Origin of the sequence: Bifidobacterium apri (assembly GCF_009299485.1) — a bacterium.
GTDB lineage: Bacteria > Actinomycetota > Actinomycetes > Actinomycetales > Bifidobacteriaceae > Bifidobacterium > Bifidobacterium apri.
In genome coordinates, this window is sequence record NZ_WBSO01000001.1 from 328,001 (window position 1) to 345,125 (window position 17,125).

The following is a 17,125-nucleotide window of genomic DNA, read 5'->3' on the forward strand; positions in this document are numbered from 1 at the left end:
TCGGCACACGGCAATAATCATGACACAGGTCAAGACAGACGCCGGCACCGAACAGACTAACCAGACGGGTCAGCCTTTACTTTTTCACCCCACCGAACCGACGATCACGATGAATGTAGTGATCAATCGACCGCCAAAACGCCTCACGCCCATAGTCAGGGAACAATTCCGGCACAAAATCGTATTCCGCGTAAGCCGCTTCCCACGCGAGGAAGTTCGACGTACGCTGCTCCCCCGACGTGCGAATCACCAAATCGCAGTCAGGAATATCCGGATTGTACATGTGCTCGGCGATCATCTTCTCAGTCACACGATCGCCCTTGATCTTGCCTTCGCGCACCTCACGCGCAATATCCGCGCACGCGTCCGCGATTTCGGCACGACCGCCATAATTGATGCAGAACACCACGTCGATGACCTTGTTGTTCTTCGTGCGTTCCATCGCCATCTCAAGTTCATCAATCACCGACTTCCACAACCGCGGACGACGGCCAGCCCAACGAACGCGCACACCCCACTCGTCCATCTGAGCGACACGACGATGGATGATATCGCGAGAAAAGCCCATCAGGAACCGCACTTCCTGCGGCGAACGCTTCCAGTTTTCGGTGGAGAAGGTGTACAGGCTCAAATACCTGACGCCGCATTCAATCGCCGCAGCGATTGTGTCGAAAACCACCGGTTCGGCAGCCTGATGGCCATCGGTGCGGATCAGCCCGCGCTGCTTCGCCCAGCGGCCATTGCCGTCCATAATCACGCCGACGTGACGCGGCACCTTGTCCTTCGGGAAATCCGGGATGATTGACGGGTCAGAGAATGGGGCCGCCGGCACATCCAGCGACTTGTAATCCACATGTTCGAAAGCCATATTACGAATCTAACAAGCGCAGCGAACGAATCGGCCGTTCCATATAGTATTCTCCCCATTCCTCGACAAGTTTGCGCGTGTCGGCACGTTCCGCAACGGTATCAAGAACCGCCCAATCGCCCTCCACCAACGCCTGAAGCTGTTCGCGCGTATCCAGAGTGATCCGCTGCGAACCAGGGACATGATCCTTCACGCACATCACGCCACCAGCAGGGACAGAGAAGAAATCCAAATCATCACGTTCACCGCATACGACACACGCATCAAGGCGAGGCGTCCAACCGGCAAGAGACAACGCGCGCAACACATACGAATCCCCGATCACCGCACACGGGTGCGCATGACGGGACAGCGCATTCAACGCACCCGCCAACAGCAGATACTGGGCGGCAGAAGGCTCATTCTCCGTGGAAATCAAACGGTCGGCGGTTTCGACGATCTCGCATGCAGCCGCATACGCTTCAAAATCGCCGACAATACCCGCTGCATACGTTGAAATCGAAGCCGCTTGCGAAACCACGTCAAGAGAACGGCCTTCAGCAATCAACAGGTCATCGCGCATAAACGGTTCGAGTCTGCCGCCGAACCGTGATTTGACACGGCGGACGCCTTTCGCCACCGCCCGGATCTTGCCATGGTTGCGCGTGAGAATAGTGACGATGCGATCCGCCTCACCAAGCTTGATGGTGCGCAACACCACGCCCTCGTCACGATACAGCGGCATAACGCCGACCTTCCGCTGTAGGGCATGCGGTCCGGCAGGCGGCACGAGCCCGGCAGCCGGCACAAACGCGACAAACTATGCAAGCCCGACAAGCTATGCAAGCCCGACACCGCGCGTGATATCTCATCCGTTGCATTTCAGTAGATGGACCTTCAGTACATAAACCTTCAGTAGATGATTGATCAGTAGATGAACAATCCCCAGAACGCGAAAAACAGCAGCACATGGAACATGGCAAACGCCGTCACCCAGAACAGCACTCGGGCGAAACGCTTCGAGGCGAGCACCGGTTCGCGGCCGCTCACCACATCGCCGATTGCGCCTTTGCGCGGAGGCAGCTGCGCAAGACCGCGTGTTTTCGCGACTTCAATCAGCCGCGTGAACACGCGAGACCACGCCCACACCACCAACGTGCACACCACTTGGATAACCGGCCAACTCCAATACATCATGCCCGGATCCTCCGCCGGCGCGCCGCCCCAGGCGAGTTGCACAATGCCCATCACCACCTGGCCCAAACCGCCGCAGAAGAGGAGGAACGTGGCGAGCGTGGTGATCGTCAAAGTCAGGAGAGCCCCGCCAAACCCGTATTTGAAGCCGAGCGCGGGCCCTTTCCTGCGAATTATGAACACGATTTTCCGTATCAACGCCACTATACCGATCATCAAAGTAAGCAGCAGCGTGACCACCATCGCGATATGGATCCAAGCCCCATACAGGGTCAGACCGCGATCCGCGTGCAAATCCTTCGGAACAGCAATCGACTGGTAGAGCATCGTTCCCGCCGCCCGTTCACTGGTCTGTTCAAGCCCTGCAGCGGTGCCGACAGACCAAGAGACCATGTCTTTGACATAATCATCCGCGAATCCGGTGCCGGAATCCGCCTCATTGCCCAATCGCAGCACATGATTCGCCACCGGATAGCTGCGAATGGTCACATCCCAATTGCCCGACCGATGCGCCAAATCGAGGATCTCCCGCGCTCCTTCGACCTGAGCGGTCATCACATCCTTCGAACCGTAAGCGACAAAGGTGGGGATGGAATAGGCGGCGGGCCGTTCGATGTCGAGATCGAAATTCTTCAAACCGAACAGAGTACCGTCCATGTCGAACACACGGCGCACGATCGACTGGTACCCGCTATGCGCACCGACCAAAGTGAAATCCTGCGAAGCGAGGAAGCCGAGCGACTGCCGCGGGGAAAACACCATTGGGCTGAGCAGCACCTGGAATGCGATCTTCGGATCCAGCCGCAACAGGTACGAGCTGATCCAGGTGCTTTCGGATGTCGCGTAAATGCCGACTTTGGCGGCATTGACTTGGTTCAGCGATCGCAGATAGTTGATGGTCTGATCGTAGATTTTCGCGGACGCGGGATAATCCCTGGTGATGTCTGTCGTTGACCATACCGGCTTGTCGATGACCGCGGTCACGAAACCGGCCGATGACAACGAATAGGCGACATCGCCGAAAGAATTGTCGCAGGTTCCATACCCGGCACCGTGCATGAACACGACACCTGGACGGTTCGACCCGGCGCCCTTCGGCTCGCGGATCAGCACGCGAATATGCTGGATTTCGCCTGTGGACGGGCGTTTCGCGTTGATGGTGATGTAGCGCTGAGTGACCTTGTAGGTGCCGACCGACGGCAAGGCGCGGCCTGTGGTGTTGTTGAACGTGACTGTCGTGTCACCGGTGAGCATGGACATGGTTTGCCCAGTCGGCTGGATGTTCGCGCTGACAGCGGTGATATGGGAGACGCCTACGAGAATGCCGAGCAGAATGATGAAAATGGGCACGCTGACGGCGAGCCGGTGCCCACGAGACCACGCAGCAGGCTCTTGTTGGGTTTGCCGACCTGTTCCGGGATGTTGGTCAGCCTTCTTCGGGCTGGCCTGGCGGTCGGTGTGATGATCGGCGTTATTGCCGACATGTTGGCCGGTCATTGGGCCGCTCTGGTGATCTTCCTGATTCGACACATCGTTCATTCTAACGAGAACCATGGCCGTTCAGCCGGCCGCAAGAACCGGGGTCGAATCACCCAGATCGGCACCTCATCACCTTCTACCGACGCTTACGACCCACTCAGCGTCGGCAGAAGGTTCCACCGCCAACCTCTACCGACGTTCACACGCTCCTCAGCATCGGCAGAAGGTTGAATCCTCAGCGTCCACCGACGCTCAGTGGCACCTTCACCGTCGGCAGAAGCCCCTACCGACGCTCACACCCATCCCCGCATCGGTAAAAGCCTCCACCGACGCTCACACCCACTCAACGTCGGCAGAAGGTTGGATGCTCTGCGGCGGCGGAGGGCGGGGCAGTTGCGAGTATGCAAGGATGTGTCCAGCTACGCGTTGGCGTTCGCGTTGGTGTGAGCGTGAGCGCCTCCGGTGATCGGCACGACGACCGGCCCGCCCTGTGCAACAGGCTGACCGCTTTCAGCGCTCTCGCTCTCCATACGGCCAGCAATCTCGCGCGCATGCTCAAGCAGCGTAGGCACAATACGATCTTCAGGCACAGTCTCAATCACCTTGCCCTTGATGAAAATCTGCCCCTTGCCGTTGCCGGAAGCCACGCCCAGATCAGCCTCACGCGCCTCCCCAGGACCATTGACGATGCAGCCCATGACCGCGACGCGAATCGGCGCTTTGATGTCCTTGAGCCCTTCCGTCACCTGCTTGGCAAGCTCAATCACATCAACCTGCGCACGCCCGCAACTCGGGCAGGAAATAATGTCAAAATGACGTTGGCGAAGCCCCAGATACTCGAGAATCTTGCAGCCAACCTTGACTTCCTCCACAGGGGGCGCCGACAGGGATACGCGAATCGTGTCGCCGATCCCCTCAGCCAGCAACGCGCCGAACGCAAGACACGACTTAATCGTTCCCTGCCATGCCGGCCCGGCTTCGGTGACTCCCAAATGCAACGGCCAATCGCCCTTGCTCGCAAGCAGACGGTACGTCTGGACCATGGTGACCGGATCATGGTGTTTGACGGAAATCTTGAAATCGTGGAAGCCGACATCCTCGAACATGCGGGCTTCCTTCAGCGCCGAAGCGACCAAGGCTTCAGGTGTCGGCCCGCCATACTTCGCATACAGATCCTTATCGAGCGAACCGGCGTTCACTCCGATACGCAACGAAATGCCCGCATCCGTTGCCGCCTTGCAGATCGAAGGGCCAACCTCATCGAATTTACGGATATTGCCCGGATTGACACGCACCGCAGCGCACCCGGCATCAATCGCCTGAAACACATACTTGCTTTGGAAATGAATGTCCGCGATCACCGGAAGCGGGGATTTCGCGACGATGGCAGGCAACGCGTCGGCATCATCCTGACTTGGCACGGCGACACGGACGATATCGCACCCCGCCTGCGCAAGCTCACCAATCTGGCGCAAGGTGGCGTTCACATCCACCGTCGGGGTGTTCGTCATCGACTGCACAGAGATGGGAGCCCCACCACCCACCGGTACCGGCCCGACCATAATACGGCGGGACTTGCGCCTCGGATGCAACGGGCTCTCACTGATATCAGGGGTTCCCGTCTTGCGGAATCCAGTCCCGCCAACTGCGGTCAATTCATCGTCTTGAATGCTGATGCTTTCCTTCACACCTGCTTGTTTATCAAATCATCGGCACGTTGGCGCGCCTCACGCTCAACTTGCCCCATTTCCTCCACGGATGCGAACAGCGGATCGCCACGCAGTTCGGCATCCATCTGGTCGATGACGGCTTTCACCGTGTCCACAATGCCCAAATACGGCAAGCGACCGTCCAGGAACGCGTGGACCGCCTGCTCGTTCGCCGCATTCAACACGGCAGTATGCTTCTCGGAAGCGGCAAGGCACTGCCAGGCAAGATTCACCGCGGGGAACGCTTCATTGTCCAATGGTTCGAATGTCCATTGCGCGGCCTTCGTCCAATCACACGCGGCGGCGATATCACCGAGTCGTTCAGGCGCGGACAGGCCGAGCGCAATCGGCAGCCGCATATCCGGCGGCGAAGCCTGGCAAATAGTCGCACCATCACGGAATTCGACCATGGAATGCACAATCGACTGGGGGTGCACCGTCACTTCAATCCGCTCCGGTGGAATATCGAACAAGCGGCTCGCCTCGATAACCTCCAGCCCTTTGTTCATCAGGGTGGATGAATTGATCGTGACCACAGGGCCCATGTGCCATGTGGGATGATTCAACGCTTGGCTGGGGGTGATCGCGGTCATCTCATCGCGATGCAGCCCGCGGAACGGACCTCCTGAAGCGGTGACGATGAGCTTCGAGACTTCACTATGGCGCCCGGATCGCAGGGACTGCCAAATCGCGGAATGCTCAGAATCGACCGGATTGATCTGCTGGTCGCGAACCTGGGCGCTGAACAGAAGATGACCACCGGCGACCACAGACTCCTTGTTGGCAAGCGCCAGCTGCGACCCCGCTTGCAGCGCAGCGATGGACGGTTCAAGGCCGATGGACCCGGTGATGCCGTTGAGCACCGTATCTGCCCCGCACCCGGCAAGCGCAACCACCGCCTGATGACCGGCATGGATGGCGGTGTTTGAAGCGCCCGCCTGATCGAGTGCCTCACGCAACGCACCGACCTTGGATTCGTCCGCGATCGCGACCTGCGGGACATGGAACTTGGCAGCCTGCTGCGCCAACAGGTCAACATGGCCGCCGCCCGCAGCGAGTCCGGTAACCGTGAACCGGTCCGGATGACGGGCGATGACGTCAAGCCCCTGCGTGCCGATCGATCCTGTTGATCCGAGCACGATGACAGTGGATTGTCTGATCACAGTGGATGCTTCCTACTCCTCACGACCGGCCCGAAGCTCCGTGTTCAGCGCCAACCGGTCGGTGTTCACCTCTGGGAGCGCACAACTCCCCTACTGGTTCACATGATACACTCGGCAGTCAATCAATCAAGGTTTTCGGTCACCGGCATGGCAAAGCGTGCAATATCTAGGGACGCACCGGCACAGATGTACGCCCGTACGCCTGGACGCCTGATTACTCTGCCGCGCACCGGCAATCACTCCAGAACAATCTCAATCCGCGCGGGAAACCGGAATGATGCCGTTGCAGATGGGACGAGCGATGGCTTTAGTCTTTGTCACGCCCCTGCTGATCGTCATCGCCAAGGGAGGGGAATGACAGATCTGGAATATCAAAGCCATAGCCCGATGCAGGCGTGTTGCCGTGGGAATCGTCGTCGCCGGCATCCGGGAACAGATTCACGGAAGGCGCGGCGTTGGTAGCTTGGGCGTCTGTGTTCGGGGCGCCGAATGATGATGACGGTGCAGCGGCAGATACCGGCGCTACAGGCGTTACCGGCGTTACAGGTACCGATGCCGGTGCTGGTGTTGCAGGGGTCTGCACGGAAGCATCGGAGAACACGCTCGGCATCGATACAGGCTGCGATTGGATTCCCGCCGAGAAATCCTGCACTGGGGCATCCAACGGAGCCCCAGCAGATGCCGCTGCGCCAGGAACAGGCGCGGCTGCGGAACTATTGCCGAACACAGAGTCATTGCCGGTCGGGAATATCGACACCGGAGCAGACGCAGACGGTGCCGCCGGAACGGAACCGGCAGCCGCTGCAGCGAACAAATCGGAGGACTGATCGGCAGCAGGCGGATTGAAGTCGGCGGCAGACGGAACCGACTGGCCATTGAACAGCGGCGACGGCTGGAACGACGGCGGCACAGAAACAGGTGAATCAGTACCCACAGACGCCGGCGTGTCGGCCTGAGCCGGTGTGACCGGGGAACCCATGTTCGGGAAAATCGTCGACTGGTTGCTGCTGGCCAGTGCCGCCAATGACGGGCTACCTTGGGCATTGGCAGATGCGGCGGCTTGGGAAACAGGGCTTTGGGCAGCTCCGAACAACGAAGCATCGAGCTGCTGCGCAGCCGTGGGCTGCCCTACCCCGGCATTGCCGGACGACGGTACACCGAACGCAGGCAGATAATCCGCCCCAGCGCCAGAAAACACACTGTTGGCAGAGTCTGCAGAAGTATGCTGTGGGGTTCCCACAGACACCGGGGAAGTCGATACAGCCGGCGTTCCCGCGCCGAAAGCCGGCTGATCAGACTGACTCGGAACGAAAATCGCCTGTTCGGCCTCATGCAGCGCGTCAAACGACTGCGGGGTCGCAGCAGCAGCGTATGCGGCGACTCCCGATCCAGGGGCGAACTGCGGCAACGCTGCTTCCCCCTGCTGGGCGAACAACGGTTTGACCCCGCCATCGGCGTGCGGCTGAGCTGCCTGCTCTTCCGGGCTTCCCACATAATCTGCGACGCGGGCATAGGATTCAATGCGGCTGAGCAACTGGACGCAAGCATTGATGTAATAATCGACTTGCCGTTCATCATATCCGTGCTTGCCGCGACGCTGGGTGAAAATCACGTTGGCGACGCGCTGGGCGTTCAAATCGATGTCTTTCTTGGACTGATCCTGATCAGCTCCGTCTATGCCGAGCTCCGCAGCAGCCTTGTCAACAACCTGGTCGACCAAACGATCCACCTGCTTGCGGTCATAGGACGGCTGCTTGCCCTCCCCGGCGGCGAAACGCTTGCGCTGCGGACGCTGCGCATGTCCGGCGATTTGACGATACAGATCTTCCGTCTGGGCCTTCCACGCCACACGGCCATGCTGCGTGATCTCCCATGTCGTCTGTTTGTCCACGACTGCACGCTCAAGTCTTGCCAATGCAGCGTCAACCTGGGCGATCGCGTAACCGCCCTTGCGCATCTCGAAGGACACGTTCTGAATGTCCTTTTGCGTCAGCTGCATGCCTTCACTGTCATACAGCTTGTGCGCACGCTCAAGAAACTCGTCGACCTGGGGCACGTCATAGCCCCACTTGCGCTTGCTTACCAGCGCAATACCTGACGCACCCTGCTCGGTTTCAGGTTTCTTAGCCATTGACTACCGACCTCCTAGACGTATATTCCTAGGTTCAACTGTACGTGATTGTTTAGACTCTTTTGCTGGGAAAACCCATAAACTGTGCCGAAAAGCGCATCGTTGTGCATCCGCCGCCGAGCGCCCAGCCGCGCACGACACTCTGCATTGCCTTGTCCCCCAACCACAATCTGGCTGCGATCTGGCTTGCCCTTGACCGCACCCCTGACTGGGAACACGCCGGGATGTGCGGCGTGGGGCGCGTCATGCGGTACAGTGGACGTTTGCGGGCGATTAGCTCAGTTGGTTAGAGCGCCACCTTTACACGGTGGATGTCGGGGGTTCGAATCCCTCATCGCCCACGTTCCGCACCCCTTGCGAATATTGGGATTGTAACGCGTGCGGATTCCCTGATTATGGCATTGACCAGATTTGGCCATCTCAATATTTCATGTATGGGGAATTCGGAATCAAGTTGATCAAGTTGATTGAGCATGCCGGATTGATTGAGATGCCGGGCCCACAATCTGTTTTACAGATTCGCCGATTCGTTTGAAGATTCACCGATGCGCTGTGATCGTTCGCCGCAAATCGTCGCCTCTACTGTTGTCATCTTCCTCCGTCATCTCCCGCTTCTACCGACGCCGACAAGCGCACAGTCATCGGTAAAAGCCTCTACCGACACTGAGAAACCTGTCACTGTCGGTAGAAGCTTCTGCCGACGGTCAGAACACTCTCGACTTCGGTAGCAGCAGGAGGAGAGGCATATCCGAGCGTCCCGACGCGATCAGCCGACAATCCATGCCAAGGGGCAGGGTACACGCTTACGCCCCATCCACCAACTTCACAAACCAGCTACGCCAAGAACCTCACCAGCGTAACCAGTTTGCAGAGGAACACCAACTTCACAAACCAGCTACGCCAAGAACCTCGCCAGCGTAACCAGTTTGCAGAGGAACACCAACTTCACAAACCAGCTACGCCAAGAACCTCACCAGCGTAACCAGTTTGCAGAGGAACACCAACTTCACAAACCAGCTACGCCAAGGACCTCGCCAGCGTAACCAGTTTGCAGAGGAGCATCAACTGGCTACGACTAAGACGCCGCTGGCGCAGTTGCTCGCTAGGATTCAGTGGGAGGAACCCTTGCCGAAGGCGCGCAGCTGAATGCCGTTCCAATCTTTGCTGACAGTCAGCGGAGTGGCCGCATTCATGCCGGCCGTCTGCGCGGCAGACTGCACCGTGCTCGCGTTCGGAGCGCCCTCACGCCCAGGCTTCGGGCACAACACCCACATCGGGCCGTCATCGCCCAACACCGCGTATGCATCGACAATCGTGTCGGCGAGCTCGTCCTCGTCGTCACCGTCACGCCACCAGATGATGACCCCATCAACCGCGGAATCATAATCTTCGTCAACAAGTTCCTCACCCGTCAACTGCTCGATCTTCTCACGAATCGAATCGTCGACGTCATCATCCCACAGCCATTCCTGCACGATGTCCCCGGAACGGAACCCGAACTCTTCAGCGTTTTGAAATGCCGTTTCAATCACGTTGCACAATATAGCAAGACACGCGAACTTATTGGTTACAGACCGCTGTTTTTGGACACGCCACAACCGCTCAAGCAGCACAAACCTCGCCGCATGCAGCCGGTCACACCGTGCAATGCGGCAGGCTGTCCCCCTTGCCTTCACCAATCGCGACCAGTGCCTTGTACGCCTCGTCGAGCGTGGAAACCTTCACGTCACGCAACCCTGATGGCACATGGCCGACGACCTCGTCACAGTTTGACGCCGGAGCCAAGAACCATGTGGCGCCGTCGCGCTTGGCACCCTGCATTTTCAACCGGATACCACCGATCGCTCCGACTTTGCCGTTCTTGTCCATCGTCCCCGTGCCAGCGATCGTCTTGCCGCCAGTCTCGTCGCGCGCCGTCAGCTTGCTGATCACACCGAGCGTGTACATCATGCCTGCGGACGGACCGCCGATATCGTCGATATGCATATCAACCTTCACGCCGGTGACATCCACACCCAGCTTCTTCGCGTACGCGAGCGCCTGCTTGGTGGCCGCCTTCTGAGACGAGGACATTTCCTTGTTGGCTTCCTTGTCGTATTCCTCAGATGTCTGGCCTGGGGTGAACACCGCTTCGCTGGGCAGCACGGTGGTGTCGGACCTGAAATACATGACCAGCGTCGCGATATTAGGGACCGGATACCCCGGCACGCCGGAAGCGTTGACCGTGACCATCAGCAGTTTGCCCGACTGCCGGTGTGTTTTGGCACCGGAAATCGCGATAATCTGCTTGCCCGATGACGTACCGAGCACATTGCGTGTCGGGCCGGGCGTTTCAATCACATACGGGCTAGGCATGAGCAGAACCAGCGCGCATAACAGCACACAGAACGCGCCGGCGTAAAATCCGAAACTGCGTCGGTCGAAATCGTTGCGCGCGCGGCGTAGCACAACCGCGATGGCATGGGTGACACGTGTGAAACTCATACCGCCATACTAGCCAGCCGACCGCACACGGAAACGATTGCCCATCGCGGACTCATCGTCGTGGATTCGGATAGCGAACCAACCGCACACGAAAATAATCGCCCATCGCCGCGCGCGCATACATGTCATGGGATTGTCGAAATGCGCTCACCATCAGCGAACAATGAGACGGCTGACTGTATCATTGGGGGTACTTACGCGCCCACGCTCAACCGAAGGATTACAGGTCATGGATGAAAACGCGATACACCAGTGGCTCATCGATTGTTTTGGCCCGATCCAAGGAGAAATGGCCTGGCAGCAGCTTTCCCAACTGCCGCAGGAGGTCCGGGACCAACTGGCGCAGCAGGATCCCGCGAAATTGCCGAAACCCGACGAAGTGCGGGCGATGATGAAGGCGTTCACCGAAGGCGGGCTCAATTCACTGACCGAAATGCGGCAAACCGTCGAACGCGGGCCGATCAACGTGAAACTTGCAGCCACGATCGCGTTGGAACGCGCCAACGATGATTCATCGTGGCAATCCGTCAACGCGCAGGATGCCGCCAGCGTCCGGCGTGCCGCCAGCGAAGCGAACCTGTGGCTGGACAGCGCCTGCACGTTCAATCCGGCTGCGGGCGAAACCGAAGTGCTGACACGCGCCGACTGGGTGAACGGGACACTTGACTCGTGGGCAACATTCGCCGCACCGGTCGCATCCGCGATGAATGAGGCCTTGGCTTCTGTGGTGTCCGAACGATTGGGAGACACGTTCAACGGTGACATCGCCGGCATATACGCCGGTCCGATTCCGCTGCCGATTCCGGAGAATCTCAAGAATCCCGCGCAAATCGTCAAACTGCTGGCGAACACGTCGTTCGCCATGCAACTTGGCCATGCTGCGGGTGACTTGTCACACGAGGTTCGCGGCAGCTTCGATCAGGGCGTGCCCCTGCTGAACAATCCGGCAGGCGGACTCATCGCGCAAAACGCCATCGAATACGCGCGATCGCTCGATATCGATCAAAGCGAAGTGCTCGCCTTCCTCGCATTGCAGGAGGCAGCGCACGCCAGGCTGTTCGCGGCCGTGCCATGGCTGATGCCCCGCTTCGAAGCGCTTATTGGCAAGTATGCGCGTGGGACGCGTATCGATTTGGATGCGATGGAAGAGCAGCTGCGTGACGCGGAAATCACGGACCCCGATTCCTTCTCCGGCGCCGTCAACCTCACCAATGTGGCCATCCCCGACACGCCGGAACAGCGTGAAGCGCTGTCCAGCCTCGAGGAGCTCCTGACGTTGGTGGAAGGCTGGGCAGACTGCGTCACATGGAAGGCCGGTATGGCCCATCTGCCGCATTTGGATCAGCTGCGTGAAATGATGCGCCGCGAACGCGCAGTCGGCGGGCCGGCTCAACGGACCTTCGAATCGTTGCTCGGACTGCAACTGCGGCCCAAGCGCATCCGGGAAGCGGCGGAGTTGTGGGCGCGCATCGACGCGGACCGCGGTACGGACGGTCGGGACGCGAAGTGGTCGCATCCTGATTTGCTGCCGACTCTGCCCAATGAGGACTCCGGCAGCCCAGCCGCTCAGGGGACGGCTGAGGCTTCAGGGACGGATGCTGCATTCGGAACGGATGCTACGGGCGGCAACAACACCGGTATTGACTGGGATGCCGAGCTGTCCAAGCTGCTGGACGAGGACGCGCACGGCAAAGACGGATCCGCTGAACACGCCGACCTGGATCAGGGGCATCCTGCGCAGTCTGGCGACACGGACGGCGGCACGCGTTCAGACAACGGAAACGGCGGTGACACCGCCGACTCCGGCGATGACGACGATTCAAACGATTCCGGCGACCGTTACGATTACGGCGACGGCCCTGCCTCAGACGACAACCACTGACCGTATGGCGAGTACGCATCACGCATGATTCCGCGTACCTCGCACCAATGGTGACAGCGTCCTGGACCGGCAAACAGACAGACCATCGGGTGATCTGACGGTCTGACGATCAGACGGTCAGACCGTCAGACAAGGAAACGGCTTGGACGCCGGCGCGCGCCCGTCTCACTGGACTGCCGTGCCGCGAACGACAGATGCAACGTGTCCTCAGCACGCGTAACCCCGACATACATCAGCCGTCGTTCCTCCTCAAGCGCTTCGCCCGGCGCCGGCGACCCATACGGCAGCAACCCCTCCGAACAGCCGACAATGAACACATGCGGAAATTCCAGGCCCTTCGACGCGTGAATCGTGGACACCGTCACCGCAGCGGAATCCCGCACAATCCCCTTCGCTTCCAGCAGTGCCGACTGCTCCTGCACATCATCGGCGAGCGCCGACGACTGCCAACTGGCATCACGACGTACGCGGAATCGAAGCCGCTGCGCGCGCAACGCGGCGCACACATGCTGCTGCTGGGCATTAATACGCGTCAACACCGCGATATCAGACGCGGACACGCCATGCGCGACAAGCCGAGCAATCCGGGCCGCAACCCCTTGGGCCTCCTGCACGTCGTCATCGTATTGAGTACGAACCACACGCACGCCTGCACCGCGTCCGGATTCCAGACGCAGATAATCCTCGCGATCGGCAGAAGCGGCAAGGATCCGGTTCGCATACCCGACAATCTGCGGTGTTGATCGATAATCCGTCCGCAAACTGATATCCGCCGCAACCGGGGAGAATTCCTCGGTGAAATGCAGCAGATCATAGCTGCTCGCACCCGCGAACGAATAGATGGTCTGCGCCGGATCCCCCACCACGCAAATGTTGCGATTGTCACCAAGCCAGCGGGTCAGCAAACGGTGTTGAAGCGGCGAAACGTCCTGATATTCATCGACGGTGAGCCATCGGATCGAAGCTCGGATAGCGCGTGCCGCATCCGCATCGTCATCCATCACATGGCAGGCCATCAGCAGAATGTCATTGAAATCGATACGCCCTGTCGCGGATTTTTCCTGCTCATACGCCGTATACACGTCAGCGAAACGGTTCGGCTCCAACCCGATGGGCGGCTGTCGGTGCGTGGCTGCGCACACCCTGCCATAATCATCCGGAGCGATAAGCTGCACCTTGCACCAGTTGATTTCCGCAAGCACATCCCGCACAGCGGACAATCCCGTTTGCGTGGGGTCAAGTCCTTCCGGATTCACCGTGCGGCGCAACGCCCGTGCAGTGAGTTCCTGGGGACGATCGGTGATGCGAGGGAACGGGGCGCCGCAAACGTCAGGCCAGACGCGACGGAGCTGATGAAGCGCCGCCGAATGGAATGTCGCAGCTGTGACATCATCGCCGACGCCTAGCGCGCCGAGCCGGGCGCGCATCTCAGCAGCGGCTTTCACGGAGAATGTGACGGCGAGGACCCTGCGGGCGTCCCAAGCGCCCGTCCGGCATCCGTACGCGATGCGCCGCGTAATCGTGCGCGTTTTACCGGCGCCTGCACACGCCACGATCCGCACCGGGCCGTCCAGCGCCGTTGCGGCTTCGCGTTGCGCGTCATCAAGGCCCGCGAGCACATCATCCTCAACCGAAACATCCATATCTCGCTATTGTGTCAGCCGGCGCGACCGCGTGCAAACTTGACACGGATGACGCCCGATAACGCTCGATGACGTTCCCGGAGTTGATGTGGAGTTGACGTGGAGTTGATGTCGGGTGGCGGAGGTTCCAGTGGTGGGAGGGCGCGAGACAGACAGGCGGCGGCTGGGCCGAGCGGTTTCGCGCGACGGAGACTGCGGGCGAATAGACCAAATCCGAAATCAACGGTCAATCAGCGAAACAGTCTAACCCCGGCAACCCAACCACGACTGCCCATTCCCGCCGATCATCATCCGCATACCTGTATACAGTTTTCCGCTCAAAATGCCGTATATTGCTCGATTCAGACGATTGCCTGTATTACTGTGGAACTGTGAATCAGCGAAGCGATTTTATGCTGGCAGCCTTGGCGTCGGCCGTCATGCCGGACATTTCCGTGGCAGGCGTACGCGCCAGCAACCAAGGCAACGCCACCGACGAAGCCCGCGGCATCGACCATGCCGTCGTACAGGATTCCTCAGGGTACCTGTACGATGTGCACGCCAGCGACACGGACGCGGGACGCAAGCATCTGCGCGGTCGCATTAAGGCGGCGCAAGCATTGCAACGGGCAAAGGAGCCAGCTGCGCTCGGTTTCACCGTAGACCGCGTACTCGCCAGTTCAGATGGGGACGATGAGCATGGCCTGACCGGCACGACCGCGGTCATGGTTTCGCCGCACTGTGACGGAACGGCACGACCGCTTGACCTGCTGACCTTGGATGATTGCGCAAGCGTCGGCACGGCAATCGGCGCGATTCACCGGCTCAATGCGTCGTTCATTCCGAAGGAGCACTATCCCGCATACGCAACCGGCCAAATCAGGGCACAACTGGTCGCATGGATCAAACGCTTACGCCAAGCAGGGCATATTCCTCAGGAAATCACATCGAGCTGGACCTCCGTACTTGACACGGATGGGCTCTGGTCGTTCTCGACTTGTCTGGTGCATGGCGGGTTCCGCGACGGCGACATCCTGTTCTCCGGATCGACCATCACGTCAATCGTCAACTGGCAGGACATGCAGATCAATGATCCGGCGCGCGACCTCGCCTGGATTTTCGGCAAACTCGACGAACCGCACCGTAATGCGGTGTTGTCGGCGTACGGCAGAATGCTCGGTTCGCGTTTGGACAGTCTGATCATGCTGCGCGCCAATCTGTGGCTCCAAATGGAGCAGGTCGGCGAATTCATTCAAGCGCTCAGCGATGCCGACAGCCAGAAAATCATCCAGTTCAAGGCGCAGGTCGAGCGACTCGCCCATCAGTTGAGCCTCGCGACCGAATCCCGGTCCACCGCCGCGTCCATCAACCGTTCCAACGGCAAACCGCCAAGCACAATCACCGTCGGCACGCTGCTGGATGCCGGGGAAAGACGTGACGCCATGCTTCGCGAAGAAGCCCGACGCAAAGCCGCCCAGCAGGAGGCGGACAATACGAATGACGTTTCGGCAAGCGTCAAGAGCCCAGACGGCAGCGAACCCAGCGACCAGACCAACGAAACCGACCGTACCGGTTCGGCACAGATCGCGCGCGCCACAGCCACACGCGATGAGACAGCCGAACACACGAAGCGCTCACCGGTCAACGCGGGCAACTCGGGCAACACCAGCGACGACGGCGACGACAGCACTGCGAGCCGCCCTGTCGCAAGCTCGCACAACGAGGCGCCGACCATCGCCATCAAACCGCCAAGCTTCGCAATCCGCGGTATCCAAGTGAACAACACGTCGGGTGCCATCAGGACCATCGACGATGACACGCGCAGCGAAACCATCACAGTCGCAGGCGCTCAGTCTGAAGCGCAGACCGGCACGCAACGCAAGGATACGAACGGTACCGACGTGGAGCGTCCGGACGGGCACGGCCGGCAGCCGGCTCAGTCCTCCGTGCGCAGCGCCCAATCAGCGCAGTTCCAAGTGCAGGAAGCGACCCGTCATATCAGGCAAGACGGCAATGTAATCGATGAAACGCAGTCGTATCTTTCCGCAAGCGTCCACGTGCGCAACGACGGTGATGACAACGCCGTTGAAGGATTCGCCGACAGCGACGCCGAAACCGTGGCCTTCCGCGCCACCGGACAGCAGTCCGACAGCAACAACGGGCAGGCGGGCGAGCACGATGAGCACGCGCCGGAAACCATTCTCATCCCATTGCTTGAACGCGAAGAACGCGCGATGCGGGACGCTCGGGAGAGCCTTGAGGCGGCAGCCCACCGACAGAGCCAGCACGGTGACGCTTCTCAGACCGCCGGCAAACCTATCGAGGCCGGTGCTCCGGAAGACGCCCGGAAGGATGCATCCCATGCTGGCGGCTCCGATGCGAACGGCGGGGATGATCACCATGGAACAGCCGAAGCGGGCCATCGTAATCAGCAGGATCATGGGCCCAGCCAGGTTGCCGACGGTACCACCGGTGAACAACCCGCCAATGGGCAGTCCGACGGGCAGTCCGACACCACGCCGAAAGCGTAACCGCACGCCAGCGGGCACAATAGAACACAAAACTCAAGAATCACAAGACATCGCGCGCGCCCACCCCGATTCCCGCCGCATGT

General features: G+C 59.8%; 11 protein-coding genes and 1 tRNA gene. 3 read left to right on the plus strand and 9 right to left on the minus strand.

Translation table 11 applies throughout. The features are described from left to right. Positions 1-76: 76 nt before the first annotated feature. The 6 genes from DSM100238_RS01200 to DSM100238_RS01225 form a co-directional block, all read right to left on the minus strand. Positions 77-868, minus strand: a complete 792-nt coding sequence (locus DSM100238_RS01200) for an isoprenyl transferase (protein WP_033505063.1) — start codon at positions 866-868, stop codon at positions 77-79. A gap of 1 nt (position 869) precedes the next feature. After that, positions 870-1,592, minus strand: a complete 723-nt coding sequence (gene recO, locus DSM100238_RS01205; protein ID WP_152354902.1) for a DNA repair protein RecO — start codon at positions 1,590-1,592, stop codon at positions 870-872. Positions 1,593-1,774: 182 nt separating this feature from the next. After that, a complete protein-coding gene (locus DSM100238_RS01210; protein ID WP_240812269.1) occupies positions 1,775-3,538 on the minus strand; it encodes an alpha/beta hydrolase family protein in 1,764 nt (587 codons plus the stop codon). A 401-nt stretch (positions 3,539-3,939) separates the two neighbouring features. Next, on the minus strand, positions 3,940-5,208 hold the full coding sequence (ispG, locus tag DSM100238_RS01215; RefSeq protein ID WP_240812270.1) for a flavodoxin-dependent (E)-4-hydroxy-3-methylbut-2-enyl-diphosphate synthase: 1,269 nt from the start codon (positions 5,206-5,208) through the stop codon (positions 3,940-3,942). Continuing rightward, complete coding sequence (gene dxr, locus DSM100238_RS01220; RefSeq protein ID WP_152354983.1) at positions 5,205-6,389, minus strand: 1-deoxy-D-xylulose-5-phosphate reductoisomerase; 1,185 nt, start codon at positions 6,387-6,389, stop codon at positions 5,205-5,207. Before dxr ends, ispG begins: the two co-directional genes overlap by 4 nt. Positions 6,390-6,699: 310 nt before the next feature. Next, positions 6,700-8,523: a DivIVA domain-containing protein gene (locus tag DSM100238_RS01225; protein WP_152354903.1), complete on the minus strand. Its 1,824-nt coding sequence runs from the start codon at positions 8,521-8,523 to the stop codon at positions 6,700-6,702. 267 nt (positions 8,524-8,790) lie between these two features. Between DSM100238_RS01225 and DSM100238_RS01230 the strand changes: the two genes are divergently transcribed. Continuing rightward, positions 8,791-8,864, plus strand: a tRNA-Val gene (locus DSM100238_RS01230). A 768-nt stretch (positions 8,865-9,632) separates the two neighbouring features. Here DSM100238_RS01230 and DSM100238_RS01235 read toward each other — a convergent pair. Continuing rightward, complete coding sequence (locus tag DSM100238_RS01235; protein ID WP_205827695.1) at positions 9,633-10,064, minus strand: DUF3052 domain-containing protein; 432 nt, start codon at positions 10,062-10,064, stop codon at positions 9,633-9,635. Positions 10,065-10,158: 94 nt separating this feature from the next. After that, the gene (locus DSM100238_RS01240; RefSeq protein ID WP_152354904.1) at positions 10,159-11,007 is read right to left on the minus strand and encodes a YlbL family protein; all 849 of its coding nucleotides are present in this window, start codon (positions 11,005-11,007) and stop codon (positions 10,159-10,161) included. 229 nt (positions 11,008-11,236) lie between these two features. Between DSM100238_RS01240 and DSM100238_RS01245 the strand changes: the two genes are divergently transcribed. Beyond that, positions 11,237-12,889 carry a zinc-dependent metalloprotease gene (locus DSM100238_RS01245; RefSeq protein ID WP_152354905.1) on the plus strand — a complete coding sequence of 551 codons (1,653 nt, stop codon included), beginning with the start codon at positions 11,237-11,239 and terminating at the stop codon, positions 12,887-12,889. A gap of 125 nt (positions 12,890-13,014) precedes the next feature. On the opposite strand, the gene DSM100238_RS01250 is transcribed toward DSM100238_RS01245, so the two are convergent. Continuing rightward, positions 13,015-14,532 carry an ATP-dependent helicase gene (locus DSM100238_RS01250; RefSeq protein ID WP_152354906.1) on the minus strand — a complete coding sequence of 506 codons (1,518 nt, stop codon included), beginning with the start codon at positions 14,530-14,532 and terminating at the stop codon, positions 13,015-13,017. Positions 14,533-14,924: 392 nt separating this feature from the next. Here DSM100238_RS01250 and DSM100238_RS09675 point away from each other — a divergent pair, with 392 nt between their 5' ends. After that, positions 14,925-17,042: a phosphotransferase gene (locus DSM100238_RS09675; protein ID WP_376831203.1), complete on the plus strand. Its 2,118-nt coding sequence runs from the start codon at positions 14,925-14,927 to the stop codon at positions 17,040-17,042. Positions 17,043-17,125: the final 83 nt, after the last annotated feature.

What these genes read in the sequence shown, in the direction of transcription:
- DSM100238_RS01225 (WP_152354903.1), bottom strand. Translation starts at nt 8,523, where the DNA reads ATGGCTAAGAAACCTGAAACCGAGCAGGGTGCGTCAGGTATTGCGCTG.
- recO (WP_152354902.1), bottom strand. Translation starts at nt 1,592, where the DNA reads ATGCCGCTGTATCGTGACGAGGGCGTGGTGTTGCGCACCATCAAGCTT.
- DSM100238_RS01250 (WP_152354906.1), bottom strand. Translation starts at nt 14,532, where the DNA reads ATGGATGTTTCGGTTGAGGATGATGTGCTCGCGGGCCTTGATGACGCG.
- DSM100238_RS09675 (WP_376831203.1), top strand. Translation starts at nt 14,925, where the DNA reads ATGCTGGCAGCCTTGGCGTCGGCCGTCATGCCGGACATTTCCGTGGCA.
- DSM100238_RS01240 (WP_152354904.1), bottom strand. Translation starts at nt 11,007, where the DNA reads ATGAGTTTCACACGTGTCACCCATGCCATCGCGGTTGTGCTACGCCGC.
- DSM100238_RS01245 (WP_152354905.1), top strand. Translation starts at nt 11,237, where the DNA reads ATGGATGAAAACGCGATACACCAGTGGCTCATCGATTGTTTTGGCCCG.
- DSM100238_RS01210 (WP_240812269.1), bottom strand. Translation starts at nt 3,538, where the DNA reads ATGACCGGCCAACATGTCGGCAATAACGCCGATCATCACACCGACCGC.
- DSM100238_RS01200 (WP_033505063.1), bottom strand. Translation starts at nt 868, where the DNA reads ATGGCTTTCGAACATGTGGATTACAAGTCGCTGGATGTGCCGGCGGCC.